The sequence below is a fragment of the Paenibacillus glycanilyticus genome (assembly GCF_051200795.1).
Classification (GTDB): Bacteria; Bacillota; Bacilli; order Paenibacillales; family Paenibacillaceae; genus Pristimantibacillus; species Pristimantibacillus glycanilyticus.
The window spans coordinates 546,331-563,895 of the sequence record NZ_CP195155.1; the positions used below are offsets into that span (position 1 = coordinate 546,331).

The window sequence follows — 17,565 nt, forward strand, 5'->3', positions numbered from 1 at the left end:
TTCCACAAGCGGTAAGCCGTCGGCGCGCCGTATAAAGCCTATTATTGATTAGATCAAAAGATTAAAGAGGACAGGGTCTTTGTTCAGCTCGACGAACTGGAAGCCTTTCTTCTGCATCCGCCCGATAAGCGCCGCGTAGTCCTCGCGCTGCTTGAGCTCAATGCCGACAAGGGCCGGCCCATTGTCTTTATTATGCTTCTTCGTATATTCGAATCGGGTAATGTCGTCATTTGGTCCAAGGACATCATCGAGAAATTCTCGGAGCGCTCCTGCTCGCTGTGGAAAGCTAAGCATGAAATAATGCTTCAGTCCTTCATAGATGAGCGAGCGCTCTTTGATTTCCTGCATCCGGTCGACATCATTGTTGCCGCCGCTGATGACGCAGACGACCGTTTTGCCCGCGATTTCGTCGCGCAGCATGTCGAGTGCGGCAATCGGCAAAGCGCCCGCAGGCTCCGCAACAATCGCGTTCTCGTTGTACAGATCAAGAAGGGTGGTACAGATCTTGCCCTCCGGAATGGTGCGTACGTCATCGAGAAGCTCGCGGCAGATCGAGAAGGTCAGATCGCCGATCCGTTTGACGGCGGCACCGTCCACGAATTTGTCGATATGCTCAAGCGGTGTCACTTCTCCGGCATCCAAGGAGACGCGAAGCGACGGTGCGCCTTCCGGCTCCACGCCGATAACCTTCGTCTGAGGGGAAACTGTTTTCACGTAAGAAGCAATGCCTGCTACCAGACCGCCTCCGCCAACGGATGCTAGCACATAGTCCGGCACCGTCTCGGCTGCTTCCATGAGCTCTTGACCAACGGTTCCGTTGCCCGCGATGATCTTTGGATCATCAAACGGATGGATGAAAGCCATGCCGGCGCGTTCGCACTCGGCTACCGCTTCGGCATACGCATCGTCGAACGTATCGCCTGTCAAGATCACTTCGACAAAGTCGCCGCCGAAGAAATTGACTTGATTCACCTTTTGACGAGGCGTCGTGCTTGGCATATAGATTTTGCCTTGTACGCCAAGCGCCTGACAGGAGTATGCCACCCCTTGGGCATGATTGCCTGCGCTTGCGCAGACAACGCCAACGGCAAGACGCTCCGGCGGCAGGGAGCGCATGAGATGGTAAGCGCCGCGGATTTTGAACGAACGGACGATCTGGAGATCCTCGCGCTTCAGGTATACGTTACAGCCATAGCGCTCGGAGAGAACGCGGTTATATTGCAGGGGCGTGCGGGTAATGACATCCTTCAGATGCATTTGCGCATGAACGATATCTTCAAGTCCGATCTTGGAGGAATAGGATGATTGGAATTCCATAATATAAAAGTCACCTCGTTAATAGTCGCGATTCGACAAACACTGATGATTCATTATAGCATTATCTTTGTTGTTATGTAGGCGAAAAGGAGGTAGACAAAATGTTCCGCTGGCTGAAATGGCTGATCGTTATCGTGGTGCTGCTTGCTGCCATTGCCGCAGGCGGGGGTTTGTGGCTCAAATCCTATGTTGCTCCCGACGAAAAGCTCGATTTATCTTATGATCCGGTCTCCATAAAGGATAAAGCGGTTGAGATGGTTGCCAATCTGAAGCCGGAGATCGTTCTGTCGGAGTCGGATGTGAACAATCTGATCAAAAGCCAGCTGCAAAGCAGCCCCACGTCGCTTCCTCCGGATATGACCTTGGACGGTGCGCGTTTTGAGGTGAACGGCGACAGGCTGATTGCTCATCTGAATATGACTTATCGCGATTTTTTGCCGGTAGGCATGCTTGCTACTTACAAGATGAGCTGGCAGGCGCCGAATCTGACTTTCGAGCCCTTGTCTTTGACCGTGAAGAACTATGATCTGGGGAAGGACCGGCTTGACCGGATCGTTGTCCCGATTGAGCTTCCCAGCCTGATTGCGATAGGCAATATGGAGTTCCAGCAGGACCAAATTGTGATCAAGCTGCGGCTTCAGCTGTAAGCCTAGCCTCTGTCCGTATGACAGAGGTTTTCTTTTTGCTCCAAAGGGCTATCAATAGGGTGCGGCCATATTGAACTTGCTAGAATTTACCCATATAATTAGAAAAAACGTTACGGTAAGGGATCATATCGTGGACAAAAAAATAGTGGATGTTGCGAAGCGGGCAGGCGTATCCGCCGCTACGGTATCGCGTGTGCTGAACGAGAGCAGTCTAGTATCGGAGAAAACGAAAATAAAGGTTCTCAAAGCAATCGAGGAGATGGATTACCATCCGAATGCGGCAGCCAAGCATCTGCGTTCCCAGCGGACGATGACGCTAGGCATTATCGTTCCGGATATTAACGTCTCTTATTTCTCCGAGATTATAAAAGGAATTGAGAACAAGGCGTATGCGCATAAATATAAAGTGCTCATTTGCGACTCGGATAACCAGATCGAGAAGGAAATGGAGTACTTGGGACTCTTGCCGGACAAGACGGTGGACGGCATGATTCTCGTTACGCCGCGCGTCAGCGACGATACCATCAACGATTACGTGCAGAAGGGTTATGTCATAGGCGTCGTTGGACGGGCAGTCGTACACGAGAATATACTCAGCTGCAAGACGGATAACGTAAAGTTCTCGAATGAGGCGGTGCGGCATCTGGTTGAGCAGGGTCACCAGCAAATTGCCTACATCGGCGGTTATTCCGATTCCCTTGAGAACTATGAGCGGATGGAAGGCTACATGAAGGCACTTAAGGAAGGGAAGATTCCGTTCCTGCCTACCTTGATAGACAATGGCGACTTCGAGGAGACCGGGGGTTATCAGGCGTTCAGCCGACTGCTTGAGCGCAATCAATCGTTTACGGCGGTCTATTGCGCGAATGACGAAATGGCGCTTGGGGTGTACCGGGCCTGCCGGGAGAGAGGAATCCGCATTCCGGAGGACATGGCGGTCGTTGGCGTCGACAATAACCGGATTACGGAATATTTGCTGCCGTCCCTCAGCACGGTGGAGCAGCCGAAATACGAGATGGGCGCCCATCTCACCGAGAAGCTGATCGCTCAGATGAACGGAAACGAACAAAGCGCGCAGAAAAAGTATGTGATAGAGTCCAAGCTGATCAAAAGGGAATCATCCAGCTTTAAGCGCTAATAAAGGGAACCGAATAGATAGGAGAACTTAGGACGGCTTGGCCGTCATTGTTCTTGAACGTGGAAGCTGCCATTTGGCAGCTTTTTTTGTTGTCTGGCAGCCGCGGGCTTGCGGGGACGCAGACGCCCCGTTAATGGTGGAGCACATTAACTAACGAGTTGCTTGGCACGTACGCGTACGTGCCAGCCGGCAGCTGGACCGATCTATATGCTGCCCAAAGTGCAGTGTATATGCCCATTTCGGGCAGCATGGGCGAAATATGCTGCTCAGAATGCAGGATAATGCGCCTAAATGGGCTTGTTGGAGCTGCTTTTCTCGGATATCCTGCATTCCATGCAGGATATATCGAGTTACCTGATCTAATCGCACCAATATGGTGCATTTCATGCAACGTATGCGCGCGGCGTCACTTCAACTAACTTTAGTTACTTGGTTAAATGGCGCATCAAATGCTGCTGAGCAGGCTAATTATGCTGGGCGCATGCATTTCCACGTACTGCGTGCTGGATCAGGAGTGACATGCGCTAGAATGCGTTGCGAAATGTAATCGAAACGCAAAAACCAGCGAAATTTAGGCTTATTTTCAGAAAATGAGCAGATTTCGCCTCTACTTTGTTATCGATTTCACAAAGATTTGATTTACGTCATCATCTATGAAAACAAAAGAAAGCCCATAACTACGCGGTTTCTGTGGGTTTTCGAAAAAAATCCGGACAAACTTTGAAAAATGTTATTGAAATCGATTTCAGCACGTGCTAATATCGGTGTATAAAAGTCAGGCAAAAAGAAAGTGATGCAATGAACGAGAGTAAGATCATTGACGTAGCGAATCGCGCAAAAGTGTCCGTAGCCACGGTTTCAAGAGTGTTGAATCGAAGCGAGCTAGTAAGCGAGAAAACGAAGAAGCGGGTGCTCGAGGCCATTCAGGAGATGAATTACACGCCGAATGCCATGGCCAAGAACCTGCGGTCCAGGAAAACAATGAAGATTGGCGTTGTTGTCGCGGACATCGAAGTTTCTTATTTCGCGGAGATCATTAAAGGCATCGAGAATATGGCAAACTCTCTCGATTACAACGTCATTATCTGCGATGCGCAGAACAAGAAGCAGAAGGAGCTCGAATATGTATCCCTGCTGCAGAACAGAACCGTTGACGGCATGATCTTCGTTACCCCCGAGATGACCAACAAGGAGCTTATCGCTCTGGTGGAGGATGGCTACAGCGTAGGCGTAATCGGGAGAAATATCGACCACGAACAAATTCCTTGCGCCTTCACCGATAACGTGAAGATCGCCAGGGACGTTGTGAATCATCTGATCGGGCAGGGGCATGAGAAGATCGCGTTCCTGAGCGGATACGCGGATGCCATCGACAGCTACGAACGTCTTGAAGGTTACATGAAAGCGCTTCGAGACGCAGGGATGCCCTTCGTGCCGGATCTCATCGATAACGGAGATTTCAATGAAGACGGCGGTTACCTCAGCTTTATGAGGCTGCGCGAGAAGAACGATGACTTTACGGCGATTTTTACGGCTAACGACGAGATGGCCTTAGGCGTGTACAAAGCCTGCAAGCAATTATCGATACAGGTGCCGCAGCAGCTGGCGATTGTAGGCGTCGATAATATCAGGCTTACGAAGTACATTGTGCCTCGTCTCAGCACGGTTGATCAGCCCAAATACACGATGGGAGCGCTGCTCACGGAGAAGCTGATTGACCAGATGAACAACAATGAATTTAAGGACAAACGGACCTTCAAGGTCGAGTCCAAGCTGCTGATCCGGGAATCATCCATGTTCGACAGAAATCCCGTGAAGAGCAGCGAAGCTTCGCATTAAGGCCTCTTTTTTTGCAGAGGAAAGAAATCGATTACATTTTTAATTCATTCAGCTTATTTTGAAGTCACGGAGGAATGCCGGTATGAAAGGTTTTTTCCAGGAGCTCGTACGGAATCGAATTTTGTTCCTCATGATTGCGCCTGCCTTGTTATTCTTTATTGTCTTTGCCTACGTTCCGATGGTGGGGGTCTACTACGCGTTCACCCGGTTCAGCTTTGACGGCGGGTTGTTCGGGGGAGAGTTCATCGGATTCAAGAACTTCGAATTCCTGTTCAACTCGGGGGTATTGTGGAACCTGACGAAAAATACGGTGCTCTACAACATCGCCTTCATTATTATCAGCAACGTCCTGCAGCTGGCTTGCGCGATTTTCCTGAGCGAGCTGCCGGGCAAATGGTTCAAGAAATCGACGCAGTCCATCATGTTCCTGCCGTTCTTCGTTTCGTTCGTCCTTGTAGGCGCTTTCGTATTTAACCTTTTCTCAAATGCGGGCGTTGTGAACACGATGCTGACGTCGCTTGGTTTGCAGCCTTACGACTTCTACCTGCATACGGCGCCGTGGAAATACATCATCGTCTTCTTCCATGTATGGAAAGGGCTTGGCTACGGTACGGTTATCTATCTGGCGGCGATTATGAGCGTCAGCGATGAGTACCATGAAGCAGCCAAGATCGACGGAGCAAACATCTTCAAGCGGGTTAGGCATATTACGCTTCCGCTGCTTGTGCCAACGTTTATCCTGCTGATCCTGCTCAGCCTCGGCGGCATTCTGAAAGGCCAGTTCGACCTGTTCTACCAGATCATCGGCAACAACGGCATGCTTTACAACTCGACGGACATTATCGATACGTACGTATACCGCTCGCTTGCGGTTAACTTCGATATCGGCATGGGTACGGCAGCCGGTCTTTATCAATCGCTATTTGGCTTCGTGTTAATTATCTTGGTTAACTATATCATTCGGAAAGTGCAGAAGGACTACGCACTGTTCTAAGGAGGGAATCGACATGAAAATTAAAATGGAAAGAGCAACAATCGTTTTTAACATCATTGGTTACGTGTTGATCACCATCCTGACCGTGCTGTGCCTGCTGCCATTCCTGCTTATCGTCTCCGGCTCGTTTACGCCGGAGATCCAGATTATATCGAAAGGCTTCAGCCTTATTCCGGAGACCTTCTCCCTGGATGCTTACAAAGCCGCTTTCAGTAATCCGAAGCAAATTTTTGACGGCTACAAAGTAACGATCTTCATTACGGTTGTGGGTACGGCAGTTGGCTTGTTCCTGACTTCCATGGCGGGCTTCGTTCTGTCCCGCAAAGATTTCAAGTACCGTGATCAGCTGTCGTTCTTCATCTACTTCACGACGCTGTTCAGCGGCGGCCTGATTCCTTGGTACATCCTGATTACGAAGCACCTTGATTTGAAAGATACCTATATGGCGCTTATCGTGCCGTCGCTTCTGAGCGCATGGAACATCATCCTCATGAAAAACTTCATGAAGTCGATTCCGGATTCCATCGTTGAATCGGCCAAGATTGACGGCGCGGGCGAGTTTACGATTTATCTGAGACTGATCCTGCCGCTTTCCGGTCCCGGTCTTGCCACAATCGGCCTGTTTATGGCGCTTGGCTACTGGAACGACTGGTTCATGGCGAATCTGTTCATTACAAGCGAATCCCATTATCCGCTGCAGTTCCTGCTGTACAAGATTCTCGCAAGCGCAGCCGTCCTGAAGACAAACGTGGCAGGCAACCTGTCTCCTACGTTCCAGCCTCCGGCCGAGACGCTCAAGATGGCCGCAGCCGTTATCGCGACCGGTCCTATCGTATTCTTGTACCCGTTTGTTCAGCGCTTCTTCGTCAAAGGGCTGACGATCGGCGCCGTGAAAGGTTAGAACCGGCCCCAAGGCCGGCTAACATATAGGTTCACTAAATAAAAGGAGGAGTCATCAAGCATGAAAAGAAAGATAAAAACAATGGGCACTGTGCTCGTTTCGACGGCTATTATGGCAAGTATGCTTGCAGCCTGCGGTTCCGACAACAATAACAATTCGAACAAATCTTCGAATGCAAGCGCGAATCCGGGTACGGAAGCAAGCTCGAACACAGGCACGGATGCAAAAACTCCGGACACTTCGAAAAAGGTTCAATTGACTTGGTACCTGCTCGGCGATCCGGCTCCGGACCAGGAGAAGGTTGTTGCGGAATGGAACAAAATGCTTGAGAAAGACTTGAATACGACCGTTAAGCTGAACTTCACGACGTGGACGGACTGGCAGACCAAATATAACCTGCTGCTTGCTTCCGGCGAGAAAGTTGATATGATCTTCGCCTCCTCATGGGCGGACTTTTATAAATTCGCAAACCAAGGCGCCTTTATGCCTCTGAACGACCTCTTGCCAACGTACGCTCCTACAACTTGGAGCAGCGTATCGGAGCAGGACTGGAAGGAAGCTACCGTTAACGACAAAATCTACGCGGTTCCAGCAACTTATCCGGAATACACGCCGGATGGCCTTGTGTACCGTGACGACTGGAGACAAGAGCTTGGTCTTCCAGAGATCAAAGACGTTGACTCCATCGAGGCTTACCTGGAAGGCGTGAAGAAAGCCAAGGGCATCACGCCGATTAACGGCAAAGCTTACAACGAAGTATTCACGATGTTCAAAGCATTCGAAGGCTACCAGCAAATCGGCGGCGACAGCGGCGTAATCGTAGCGAAATCGTACGACACTCCACGCGACATCGTAGCTTATCCGTTCACTCCGGAGTTTGAAGAGTGGGTGAAGAAGATGAAGACTTGGTCGGAGAAGGGCTTCTGGAAATCCGATACTCTGTCTGATCAAAAAGAAGCCGGCGACGCAATCAAAACCGGTCAAGGTGCTGTGTACTGGCGTAATGCTCCAGGCGCTGGCGGCTTCATCACGGGTATGGAAAAATCCAATCCGGATATCAAGCTTGGCTACTTCCCGTTCAGCCGTTTCCACAACCTGACTGTACCTACGCTGTCGGTTAACAATGCAATGGCTATTCCAAAGAGCGCGCCTAACGCAGAGCGTTCCCTGATGGTTCTCGACAAGCTTCGCAGCGATCCGAAGTACTATGATCTCATGAGCTACGGTCTTGAAGGCACGGACTACTCGATGGATGCAGACGGCAAGCATATCGTTACGCCTCCTGCAGGCGTAGATGCAAAAGACTTCAAAGGCTATGGTATCGCAAGCTGGGGCTACCGCGTGGAATCGATGGAACGCGTGAAGCAAGCCGGCGGCTGGGAAGGCTTCGACGCTCTGCTTGAAGAGTTCAAATCGCAAAGCAAACCAAATATTTTCGCGCAAGTTATCATGGACTATGCTCCCGTGAAATCGCAGCAAGCAGCCGTTAACTCGGTTATTCAGCAATACGGCATGCCTCTGATGATGGGTCTTGTTCCAGACGTGGATAAGGCGCTCGCGACTTACCGCAAGCAGCTGGAAGCAGCCGGCGTGAACGATGTACTGAAATACGTGCAAGAGCAAGCGAACAAATCGTTTGACGCGCAAGGAATAAAATAATAGGTTTTGCATGACCAAGGGGGATGTGTGACCTGTGCGTAAGGGATCGGCGTACGCATTCGTCCTCATCCTCCTTTTTTATTTCACTTCATTAAAGAGAGACAGGAGAGACATCATGCTGAAGACAACCTTAACGCTGGAAAAAGTAAACGGCGTAAATGTTCCGTTTCAGAACGGTATTCCGGTACCTTCCTTCGAGCCTCAGACAAGAGGCAAGATCACGCTGAACGGCGAGTGGCAGAAGCGCCGCCTGTCGATGGATCACGATTTCTCGATGGCGGACCGCAGCGAGAGCTGGCTGAAGGAGCTGGAGAGCCGGGAAGGGGATTACGTGCGCGGTACAGCGTCCGAGCTGTGGCAGCCGCATACGGTTCCTTCGCCGGAGAACAAGCTGACCGGCTTGCCTGAAGCGAATGCGGCGGAAACGTATGAGGACGGTGTCTGGTATCGCAGGGCATTCACGATTGCAAGCAAAAATGAAGGTTATGCTTACACGCTCAAATCGCTTGGCATCAGCTATGTAGCGGATATTTGGATCAACGGGGAATGGGTGGGCTGCCATGAGGGTGGATTTACTCCGTTTGCCTTTGATCTAACGGCCTATTTGCGCACGGGAGACAATGAGATCCGCATCCGAGTCGATAACCCGCCGTGGGGAAGCCGGAAGGATACGATTCCGGCCGTAGCGGGAACGGATTTCTTCAATTATACGGGCATTATTCATGATCTCTATATTGAAATCACTCCACAGGCCGCGATCGTCCGGGCGGATATCGTTCCGATGGATGTGAGCGGCAGGCTGGACGTGAAGGTTGTACTGCATAACCGCGGCAATGATGCGGTTCAAGTAGGGCTGGAAGGCAGTCTGCTGGAGGCAGACCCGGAAGCGCCTAACTTCCTGCAATCCCCGCTGGCTTCCTCGCTTATTGGCGTGCCGGCCGTTACGGATAAACCGATGCGCACGGAGCTCGCCTTGCAGCCGGATGAAGTGAAGGTTGTGCAATTCGAAGTGACTGTAAAGGATCCTAAGTTGTGGTCGGTCTGGCAGCCATATTTGTATGTCGCGACCTTCAGGCTGACAGCGGCAGGATCCGCGACTCTGGCGCAGGACTCGTTCAGCACGCAATTCGGCATTCGGACGGTCCGGACGGATAAAACCCGAATTCTGCTCAATGAGCAATCCGTCTTTATGGCCGGCATTGCCCGTCATGAGGAATGGCCGGATACCGGACGCACGGCGGCTTGGGACCGGATTCGCACGGATCTCGAGCAGATCCGTGCACTGAACGTGAATATGGTTAGAACCGGACATTATCCGAACCATGTGTACACGTATCTGCTGCTTGACCGGATGGGCTTTATGGCGATGAGCGAGATTCCGCTCTGGCAGTTCGAGACCGAGCATTACGAAGCGCAGGATGAGAAGCGTCTTGCCGATCAAATGTGGCGCGAGATGGTGTTCTCGCAGTATAACCGTCCGTCCGTGCTTATGTGGAGTACGCAAAACGAATCCAAGGACGTATGGCTTCGCCTCGCTTATAACGAACGCCTTGTCCGTGACCTAAGAGAAAATTACAACGATGGCCGGCTTCTGACGCAAAGCTCTGCAGCCGACCAGCCGGGTCCGCATGATCCGTCGATGGCACCGCTGGATGTAGCCGCCTGGACGATGTACTTTGGCATATTCCATGGCGGGACGTATTACGAAGGGACACGGCAGTTCCTGGAGGAAGCAAACCGTATCTTCCCGGATAAACCCATCCTTAATACCGAGTTCGGCCATTGGTCCTCCGGCGGCATGGAAGGCGAGCAGGTCCTTACTTATGAAGAAACGCTTCGCGCCTTGATGGAGAAGGGAACCCTGAGTGCGGAGGGAGAGGACAACCCGGACGGCTATGTAGCCGGCATCGACTTCTGGATTATGTACGACTGGTACGTGAACCACAACAACTGGATCGATACGTTTGGCATTATCCATATGGACCGCGGCACGGAGAAGCCGGTTGCACCGCTCATCCGCCGCGATTACGGCGCAATTACCCGTCATAACGGCGGCTTGGGCCAAAAGCTGGAGGGAGCGGCGAATGAGAAGGTTTAGCACCGTTATGCTTCCCGTCTTGCTGGTAGCTTTGCTGGTCACGGCCTGCAGCGGTGGCCATTCAGGCAGCTCAAGCTCTGCTGGCGGGCAGGTTCAGGTGTGGCTGACGACTCCCGACAAGAGCAAGCTGCTGCAGCAGGAGGAAAGCTTGAAGCTGACGAAGGCCAAGGATTCCGAAGAGAATGTCATTATGATCGATGACAGCAAGGTCTATCAGCAAATGGATGGCTTTGGCGCTTCCTTGACGGATTCCTCGGCTTGGTTGATTGCCAATAAGCTGAACGATTCGCAGCGGGAAGAGCTGATGAACAAGCTGTTCGACCATGAGAAGGGAATTGGCATCAGCTATATGCGCGTGCCGCTTGGGGCATCGGATTTCGCCGTGAAGAACTATACCTTCGACGATATGCCTTCCGGTCAAAGCGATCCGGAGCTGAATAATTTCTCGATCGATCACGATAAGGAGTACATCATTCCGACGCTTCAGCAGGCGCTTAAGATCAACCCGGATCTGAAGCTGATGGGTAGCCCATGGAGCGCTCCGGGCTGGATGAAGACAACCGACTCCGTGATCGGGGGCAGCCTGAAGCCGGATGCTTATGAGCCGTTTGCGAATTATTTTGTCAAAATGATTCAGGGCTATGAAGCGGAAGGCGTACCTTTTGACGCGATTACGCTTCAGAACGAGCCGCATTATACGCCGGAGGATTATCCGGGCATGCGGATGGAGCCGGTCGAGCAGGCCGAACTGATCAAGAACTTTGTTGGTCCTGCTTTTGAGAAGAACAACATCAAGTCCAAGATCGTCGTTTGGGATCATAACTGGGATGAGCCGTATTATCCGCTGACCATTCTGAACGATCCCGATGCCTCGAAATACGTAGACGGAACGGCTTTCCACGGCTATGCGGGCGAGGTTGGCAATCAGGCGCAGGTGCATGACGCGCATCCGGACAAAAATCTCTATTTCACCGAAAGCAGCGGCGGGGCTTGGTCAACGGACTTCGGCGGCAACCTGAAATGGGATATGGAGAATCTGATTATCGGCGCAACCCGCAACTGGTCGAAGGTAGTCTTGAAATGGAATCTTGCGCTCGACGAGAATTATGGGCCAACAATCGGCGGCTGCAAGGATTGTATGGGCGTCGTAACGATTAATCAGGGCTCGGGCGATGTGACGTTTAACTCGGAATACTATTCGTTCGGCCATGCGAGCAAATTCGTGAAATCCGGTGCATACCGCATTGAATCCGGCGAGTCGGTAAGCGGGGAGATCGAGCAGGTCGCCTTCAAAAATCCGGACGGCAGCATCGTACTGGTTGCGCTGAATGCGGCAAGCGAAGACAAAGAATTGAAAGTTAAGCTCGGCGGCAAATCGTTAGCTTATACGATGCCGGCAGGCGCGGTGGCTACGTTTGTATGGCCGGGAACGGCTAATAGCAAATAACAAAACAAAGTGGGATAGAGGAGGAGACGCAAGTGTCTGCAATACTCAAAACGGCAGTATCGACAAAAGAAGTTGAAGCGTGGCTCAGCTCGGAATTGACCCCGGGGAACACCCGCTGGTTTGAAGGGCCAACGGACCCGGCCTATGCGTTAAGCGGCCAGCCGAAGCTGGCATTAACCGCTCCTTCCGTCTCGGATCAAACGACGATTCTAGTTACGCCTGCACATACGTACCAACAGATGCTGGGTATCGGGACTTCGGTGGAAGAGACAACGATCAACAATCTATTGAAGATGGACGCTGCTTCGCAGGCGAGCTTTATTCAGCAGCTGGCGGACAAGGAGCAGGGTCTGGGCTTTAATCTGTTCCGGATTACAATCGGGACCTCGGATTTCACCGCGCAGCCGTTCTATACGTATAACGATCTTCCCGAGGGAGAGTCCGATTTCGAGCTGAAGCATTTCAGCGTGCGGAAGGATATCGATCTGTCGATCTTCGAAACGGTGCAGAGACTGCTAAAAGCCGTGCCGGATGCAAAAATTTTCGCTTCGCCTTGGAGCCCGCCGGCCTGGATGAAGACTAACGGCGATCTGAAGCGGGGAAGCCTGAAGGAAGGCGCCGAGTACACGGAAGCGCTGGCGAGATATTACCGCCTGGCTATTCAGGCATACGGGGAGCATGGCATTCCGGTCTGCGCGATGACGCTGCAAAACGAGCCGCTGCTCGAAACCGACTATCCAAGCTGCTACATGTCGCCTGAACGTCAGCGCGAGCTGGCGATTGCCCTGAAGCGCGAGTTCGAGGAGCATGGTCTGGAAACGGAGCTATGGATCTTTGATCATAACTTCGCGGATGCGATGGGTTATGTCACGCCGATTCTGAATGATTCGGAAGGCTATGCGGCGGTTGACGGCATCGCGCTCCATGACTATGACGGTTCGCCGGAAGTGATGAGCGAGATTCATGCGGCTTATCCGGAGAAGCCGATTTATCTGACGGAGCGTTCCTTGTGGGGAACGGCCGGCGCAGACCGGATGGCGCAATATTTCCGCAACTATGCGTGCAGCTATAACGCTTGGGTAACGATGCTCGACAGCAAGATCGGCACGCATCAATGGCTGGGGCAGCCCGGCCCAACGATGCTTGTGCAGGATGCGGATGAGCCAAGCCGGTTCTGGCGTACGCCGGAGTTTAACCTGCTTGCGCAATATTCCCGCTTTGTCGAGCGCGGCGCTTACCGGATCGGCAGCACTTACGGGTCGCCGGAGACGGTAACCAATGTGGCGTTCCGCAACCCGGACGGCAAGCTTGTTATGGTCGTTATCAATCAAACGGAAGTGGAACAGCCGTTCCGCGTGCTTTGCGACGGCAAGCAATTTGAAGCGACGCTTCCTGCCGGAACCGTCGGCACGTACCGCTGGTAGGAATAAAGAAGAGGCTGTCTCCATTCGTGGAGACAGCCTTTTTTCTTATCTTATTTTCGGGGGACTTGTGCCAGAGCGTTCGATGCCCGCTGGTTGCAACCGGCGGGCGTTTTTATGTGGTGGGGGAGGCGGGCTGCGTTGCACGTTTTACAGCATAATTGGCTCAAGGTGCCTGTTTTGTCCGTTTATGCTGCACGATCTGCAGGATATTTCGCTTAGATAGGCTCATTCCGATGCCCAAAAGGGATATTTACTGCATTTCGTGCAACGTAGAACGCAGAATCGGCTTAAGGGAGTGAAATATGCTGCATAAAGTGCAAGGTAATGACAAGCCGGTCTGACAAGTTGAACGGAAAATTTGTCAGCAAGACTAATATTTTGGCGGGAGCAGGCATACCTTGTAACATTACGCACAACATTTGCGAGCGAGAGCAGTCATGCCGGTATGGCATGGCTGCTACTGGTGTCGAATTTCACGCAGCTGACTTAGAAGAAGGCGAAGTATTTAAGGACTTGGGTACGGTTGACAGTGCTATTGAGAATGGTTATCATATATTTAACGAAACTGATAATCATTATCAATAATAGGATGGGCAGTAGTTGCATACGCACCACCGGGAAAGAGGTCCGGGCTTCGCGCAAAGGGAGGTTCTAACGTTGGGTTTGTTGTATGAAATGGTCTTGAAGAAGAAAAAGCAAATACATCCGGTTCGTCAGACGGAAAGCGAAGAACGGGAATCAAAGCCGTGGCAGGTCGAGTCCATCATCATTCATAAGGCAGATGAACGGAAAGAACACAACAAGTAAGCCTGCGCGGGCAGGCCTTACATAGCATTGGAGCTGAAAAATGTGAAGGAAAGTCGGTTTAATCAGAATGGTCAGCCGGGGAATACGGCGGATCAGATCAGTCACGAAGGCAAGCCGTGGAACTGGATGCTGTTCCCTTTTTCGTCGGTGCGGGTTAGCCAAGATTCGATCATAGCCGCGTCGGTCGGTTACGGCGTATACGAGATTGACGAGTTCGGAGAGTGGACGAAGCTGGCGGCGGGGCTGCCGCCTCAGGCAAGCGTGAACCGGCTTCAGCTGCAGAGCGGTATTTTGCATGCTTGCACGAGCGAAGGGTTATTCCTGTACGAGGACGAGGAGTGGGTGGACACGGGACTAGCGGTCCCATGCTCCCAATATCGCATCCTGGGCGGAACCGGCTATGCGGCGACCGAATACGGGCTGTGGTCGGAAGTGCGAGGCGAATGGCAAAAGTTTGCCTGCCCGGGCAAAAAGGTATTCGACTTCATGAACCTTCCCCAATATCTCGTTGTTGGCCATGAGAGCGGAATTGCGCTGTATGACCGGTTTATGGACGAATGGGCCGAGTTCGAGCTGAACCGGGCAGTCACAAGCCTATCGGTATTCCGGGGGCATCTGATTGGAGCAAGCGAGAAGGGAGAGCTGCTGGTCGGGGATAAAAGGGGCCTGTTCGATCGGGTCCGCTTCAGCGGCAAGTTTATTTTCTCCGTTGTATCGATTGGCATTGATACCTACTTGTGCACGGATCATGGTCTGTTCCGGCTCAGCATGATTCAGAACCGGTTCGCGCTTTTGTCCGTAAAGCTTGGCTTTCCGGTAACGGACGTAGAGCTGCGGGATGGCAGATTGTACATGGCGACCTTATTTCAAGGCATTCAATATTTAGATATCTAAGCAGGCTGATGTTCCTTCTAAGGAGAGCAGCTGCATTTTTCGCACATTATTCAGGAGGTCTTCATGAAGGTCATTGTGGCGTATGCAAGTTTGACGGGAAATACGGAGGAGATGGCGGAAGCCATAGCCGCCGGCGCAAGGGAAGCAGGCGCGGAGGTTGTCGTAAGGGATGCATATGATGCGGATGCTTCCGAGCTGGACCAGTATGAGGGCATTGCGATTGGCGCCTATACTTGGGGAGACGGTGAGCTGCCCTGTGAATTCATAGATTTTTACAAAGCGTTAAGCAATCTAGATTTAAGCGGACGCAAGGCCGTTGTATTTGGCTCCGGGGATTCTTCGTACCCGATCTTCTGCGGGGCGGTGGATACGATTGAAGCGAAGCTGAAGGAGATTGGCGCGGAGCTGGTGCTGCCTGGCCTGAAGGTTGAATTCGATCCGTCCAAGGATCAGATGATCGAGTGCAAGGCAGCAGGCTGGCTGATTGCCGGAGCAGTGCCTGCCGTTAAATAGAGCGATGAAGTTCCGGGGAGGTGGCCGGCTGTGGAAGCTGCAGCAAAGGGGACGGTAATTGAGGATTATAAGCTGGAGGAGCTCCTGAGATGTCCGTACCGGTATGCCAAGCGGCAGGGAGCCGCTCAATCGGCTAAGGCGGAGGTCAATTGGGTGCAGCTTGCCCAGGTGGCCGTCAGCCAAGTGGTGAACGCTTTTTTTATGACGCCCGAGGGAGAACGATCTCATTTCTCTATCCCGGACACGCTCGAGCGTTGGTGGACCAACAAGGTAGCGAAATTCGAGTCTCCGGAGCATTATTGGTTGATCAGGCAGCGATTAATTGACGGCCTGCATTCCTTATTAGCAAGCGAACAATCCACTACTCCGATCATTCTGTTCGAGCAGCATCGGGTTTTTGTGCCGGAGCTCCGGGTGGAGTTGATGCAAATTTTTCAGGCGGTGCTTAAAAGCGATAACGGTCATCCATCCGATTACATCGTGCGCAAATACATCGTTGACGAGGAAGAAGAGATCATCGCTTTGTTCCAGCATCTGACGGCGGTTTTTTGCTCAAGCGCCTTTGGGCGGCTGCCGTATCGAATTGAAGTGCTGTCCGTCTTAAGCGGCAATCGGCTTATCGTGTATCCCGATAAGAAGTCGCTTGAAAAGTCGCTGGATTATATGAAGCTGGCGGTAAGCTTTATGCCGGAAGCATCGTCTGCGGCAGGGCGGCTGCGTAAATCGAAAGAGTCCGCGGAATGCCGCCGCTGCCCGTTTCTCGGAGAATGCCTGAGCCCGGTTGAGGAATCGGCCGAAGCTATTATGATGTAACCGGAAAGCCCTATTCTTCTATTAGAAGAATAGGGCTTTTTTTTCATAGACGGGATCTGTCGAAGTTTGTAGACAAATGCCTATGATTTCGGTAACATGGCAATAGCTTTTATGAAGTTTTTGCATACATACACACCATTGAGACAACAAGGAGAGGTTTATTGTGTCGGAGGAATTGCTGCTGACCTTTCGGTCGCCGCCGCTGCCGTTTTTCATAGAATCGAATCGGAGAACCTATCAAGCGGGGGAAGAGCATCCGAACCGGACGAATCTGGGCGTATTTGATCTGCTGTTCGTTCAGCAGGGGGCGCTCTATATTGCGGAGGAGGGCAACCGTTGGACCCTTCAAGCCGGGGATGTGCTTATTTTGCGGCCGGATCGTTGGCATCACTCTTTTAAGCCTTGCCAAGAGGAGACTGTTTTTGACTGGGTGCATTTCCAGACGGTTGGAGCTTGGGAGGAAACGGAGGCAAGCCAAGGCTCGCTGCGCGGGGATTATTACACGTATGCCATTCGCCTGCCGAAAAAAATGCATTTATCGTTCCCGGACGAAGCGAAGCTTCTGTTCTCCCAGCTGCATGAAGCGGCGCAAAGCTCCTCGCATGGCGCCTTCTGGGAACGCCAGCAGCGTTTTCTCCATTTGCTGCAGATGCTTGACGAGGGCTGGCGCTCGGATGCGGCGAAAGCCGGGGTATCGGTTGCGGAACGCGCTGCCGCTTATTTGAAAATGAATTACCGCAGCGTCATTACGAATACGATGCTGAGCGAAGCGCTTCAGCTGCATACGAACTACATTACCCGCTGCATGACCGAGGTGTTCGGCTGCACGCCGCAGCAATATTTGCTGTATTACCGTCTCGACCAGGCGAAGCTGCTGCTGATCAAGACGGACTGGCCGATCGCGAGAGTGGCGGAGGAGACGGGATTCCGTCAGACGCCGCATTTTTCCAGGCTTTTTGCCGCGCAGACCGGCATGCCGCCGCTTAAATTCCGCAAACGATTCACGAATTAATGGAAAGGAACGCATAATCATCCTGCGCTTTTGAGAATACTTGGTGAGAAAACCTCTATAGA

Annotated in this window: 16 protein-coding genes; 15 read left to right on the top strand and 1 reads right to left on the bottom strand. The window is 52.0% G+C overall.

All coding sequences use genetic code 11. From position 1 onward, the window contains the following. Nucleotides 1–48: 48 nt before the first annotated feature. Nucleotides 49–1,317, bottom strand: coding sequence for a threonine ammonia-lyase IlvA (ilvA, locus tag ACR9FF_RS02590; protein WP_317982392.1), 1,269 nt, complete (start codon nucleotides 1,315–1,317; stop codon nucleotides 49–51). Between the two features lie 101 nt (nucleotides 1,318–1,418). Between ilvA and ACR9FF_RS02595 the strand changes: the two genes are divergently transcribed. The 15 genes from ACR9FF_RS02595 to ACR9FF_RS02665 all read left to right on the top strand — a co-directional run bounded on the left by ACR9FF_RS02595 (nucleotide 1,419) and on the right by ACR9FF_RS02665 (nucleotide 17,503). Next, nucleotides 1,419–1,964 (top strand): hypothetical protein, encoded by a 546-nt coding sequence (locus tag ACR9FF_RS02595; RefSeq protein ID WP_435168749.1) that lies wholly within the window; start codon nucleotides 1,419–1,421, stop codon nucleotides 1,962–1,964. A gap of 130 nt (nucleotides 1,965–2,094) precedes the next feature. Continuing rightward, the gene (locus ACR9FF_RS02600) at nucleotides 2,095–3,102 is read left to right on the top strand and encodes a LacI family DNA-binding transcriptional regulator (RefSeq protein ID WP_201008971.1); all 1,008 of its coding nucleotides are present in this window, start codon (nucleotides 2,095–2,097) and stop codon (nucleotides 3,100–3,102) included. A gap of 798 nt (nucleotides 3,103–3,900) precedes the next feature. After that, nucleotides 3,901–4,941 (top strand): LacI family DNA-binding transcriptional regulator, encoded by a 1,041-nt coding sequence (locus tag ACR9FF_RS02605; protein WP_435168751.1) that lies wholly within the window; start codon nucleotides 3,901–3,903, stop codon nucleotides 4,939–4,941. A gap of 82 nt (nucleotides 4,942–5,023) precedes the next feature. Next, the gene (locus ACR9FF_RS02610; protein ID WP_012772474.1) at nucleotides 5,024–5,935 is read left to right on the top strand and encodes an ABC transporter permease; all 912 of its coding nucleotides are present in this window, start codon (nucleotides 5,024–5,026) and stop codon (nucleotides 5,933–5,935) included. A gap of 13 nt (nucleotides 5,936–5,948) precedes the next feature. Continuing rightward, on the top strand, nucleotides 5,949–6,836 hold the full coding sequence (locus ACR9FF_RS02615) for a carbohydrate ABC transporter permease (RefSeq protein ID WP_127498859.1): 888 nt from the start codon (nucleotides 5,949–5,951) through the stop codon (nucleotides 6,834–6,836). 60 nt (nucleotides 6,837–6,896) lie between these two features. Next, nucleotides 6,897–8,495, top strand: coding sequence for an extracellular solute-binding protein (locus tag ACR9FF_RS02620; RefSeq protein WP_201008968.1), 1,599 nt, complete (start codon nucleotides 6,897–6,899; stop codon nucleotides 8,493–8,495). A 115-nt stretch (nucleotides 8,496–8,610) separates the two neighbouring features. After that, complete coding sequence (locus ACR9FF_RS02625) at nucleotides 8,611–10,593, top strand: glycoside hydrolase family 2 TIM barrel-domain containing protein (protein ID WP_435168754.1); 1,983 nt, start codon at nucleotides 8,611–8,613, stop codon at nucleotides 10,591–10,593. Beyond that, a complete protein-coding gene (locus ACR9FF_RS02630; RefSeq protein ID WP_435168756.1) occupies nucleotides 10,580–12,040 on the top strand; it encodes a glycoside hydrolase family 30 protein in 1,461 nt (486 codons plus the stop codon). The genes ACR9FF_RS02625 and ACR9FF_RS02630 overlap by 14 nt, the downstream gene beginning before the upstream one ends. Before the next feature lie 32 nt (nucleotides 12,041–12,072). Then, on the top strand, nucleotides 12,073–13,464 hold the full coding sequence (locus tag ACR9FF_RS02635) for a glycoside hydrolase family 30 protein (RefSeq protein WP_435168758.1): 1,392 nt from the start codon (nucleotides 12,073–12,075) through the stop codon (nucleotides 13,462–13,464). Between the two features lie 345 nt (nucleotides 13,465–13,809). Next, nucleotides 13,810–14,049 carry a hypothetical protein gene (locus ACR9FF_RS02640; protein WP_435168760.1) on the top strand — a complete coding sequence of 80 codons (240 nt, stop codon included), beginning with the start codon at nucleotides 13,810–13,812 and terminating at the stop codon, nucleotides 14,047–14,049. Between the two features lie 72 nt (nucleotides 14,050–14,121). Beyond that, complete coding sequence (locus ACR9FF_RS02645) at nucleotides 14,122–14,271, top strand: hypothetical protein (protein ID WP_248757397.1); 150 nt, start codon at nucleotides 14,122–14,124, stop codon at nucleotides 14,269–14,271. Between the two features lie 42 nt (nucleotides 14,272–14,313). Beyond that, nucleotides 14,314–15,165 (top strand): hypothetical protein, encoded by an 852-nt coding sequence (locus tag ACR9FF_RS02650; RefSeq protein WP_435168762.1) that lies wholly within the window; start codon nucleotides 14,314–14,316, stop codon nucleotides 15,163–15,165. 63 nt (nucleotides 15,166–15,228) lie between these two features. Then, nucleotides 15,229–15,678, top strand: coding sequence for a flavodoxin (locus ACR9FF_RS02655; protein ID WP_435168764.1), 450 nt, complete (start codon nucleotides 15,229–15,231; stop codon nucleotides 15,676–15,678). Between the two features lie 30 nt (nucleotides 15,679–15,708). Continuing rightward, on the top strand, nucleotides 15,709–16,491 hold the full coding sequence (locus ACR9FF_RS02660; RefSeq protein WP_435168766.1) for a hypothetical protein: 783 nt from the start codon (nucleotides 15,709–15,711) through the stop codon (nucleotides 16,489–16,491). 163 nt (nucleotides 16,492–16,654) lie between these two features. Then, entirely contained in the window at nucleotides 16,655–17,503 is an 849-nt protein-coding gene (locus ACR9FF_RS02665; protein ID WP_127498841.1) for a helix-turn-helix transcriptional regulator, read from the top strand. The last annotated feature ends 62 nt before the right edge of the window (nucleotides 17,504–17,565 follow it).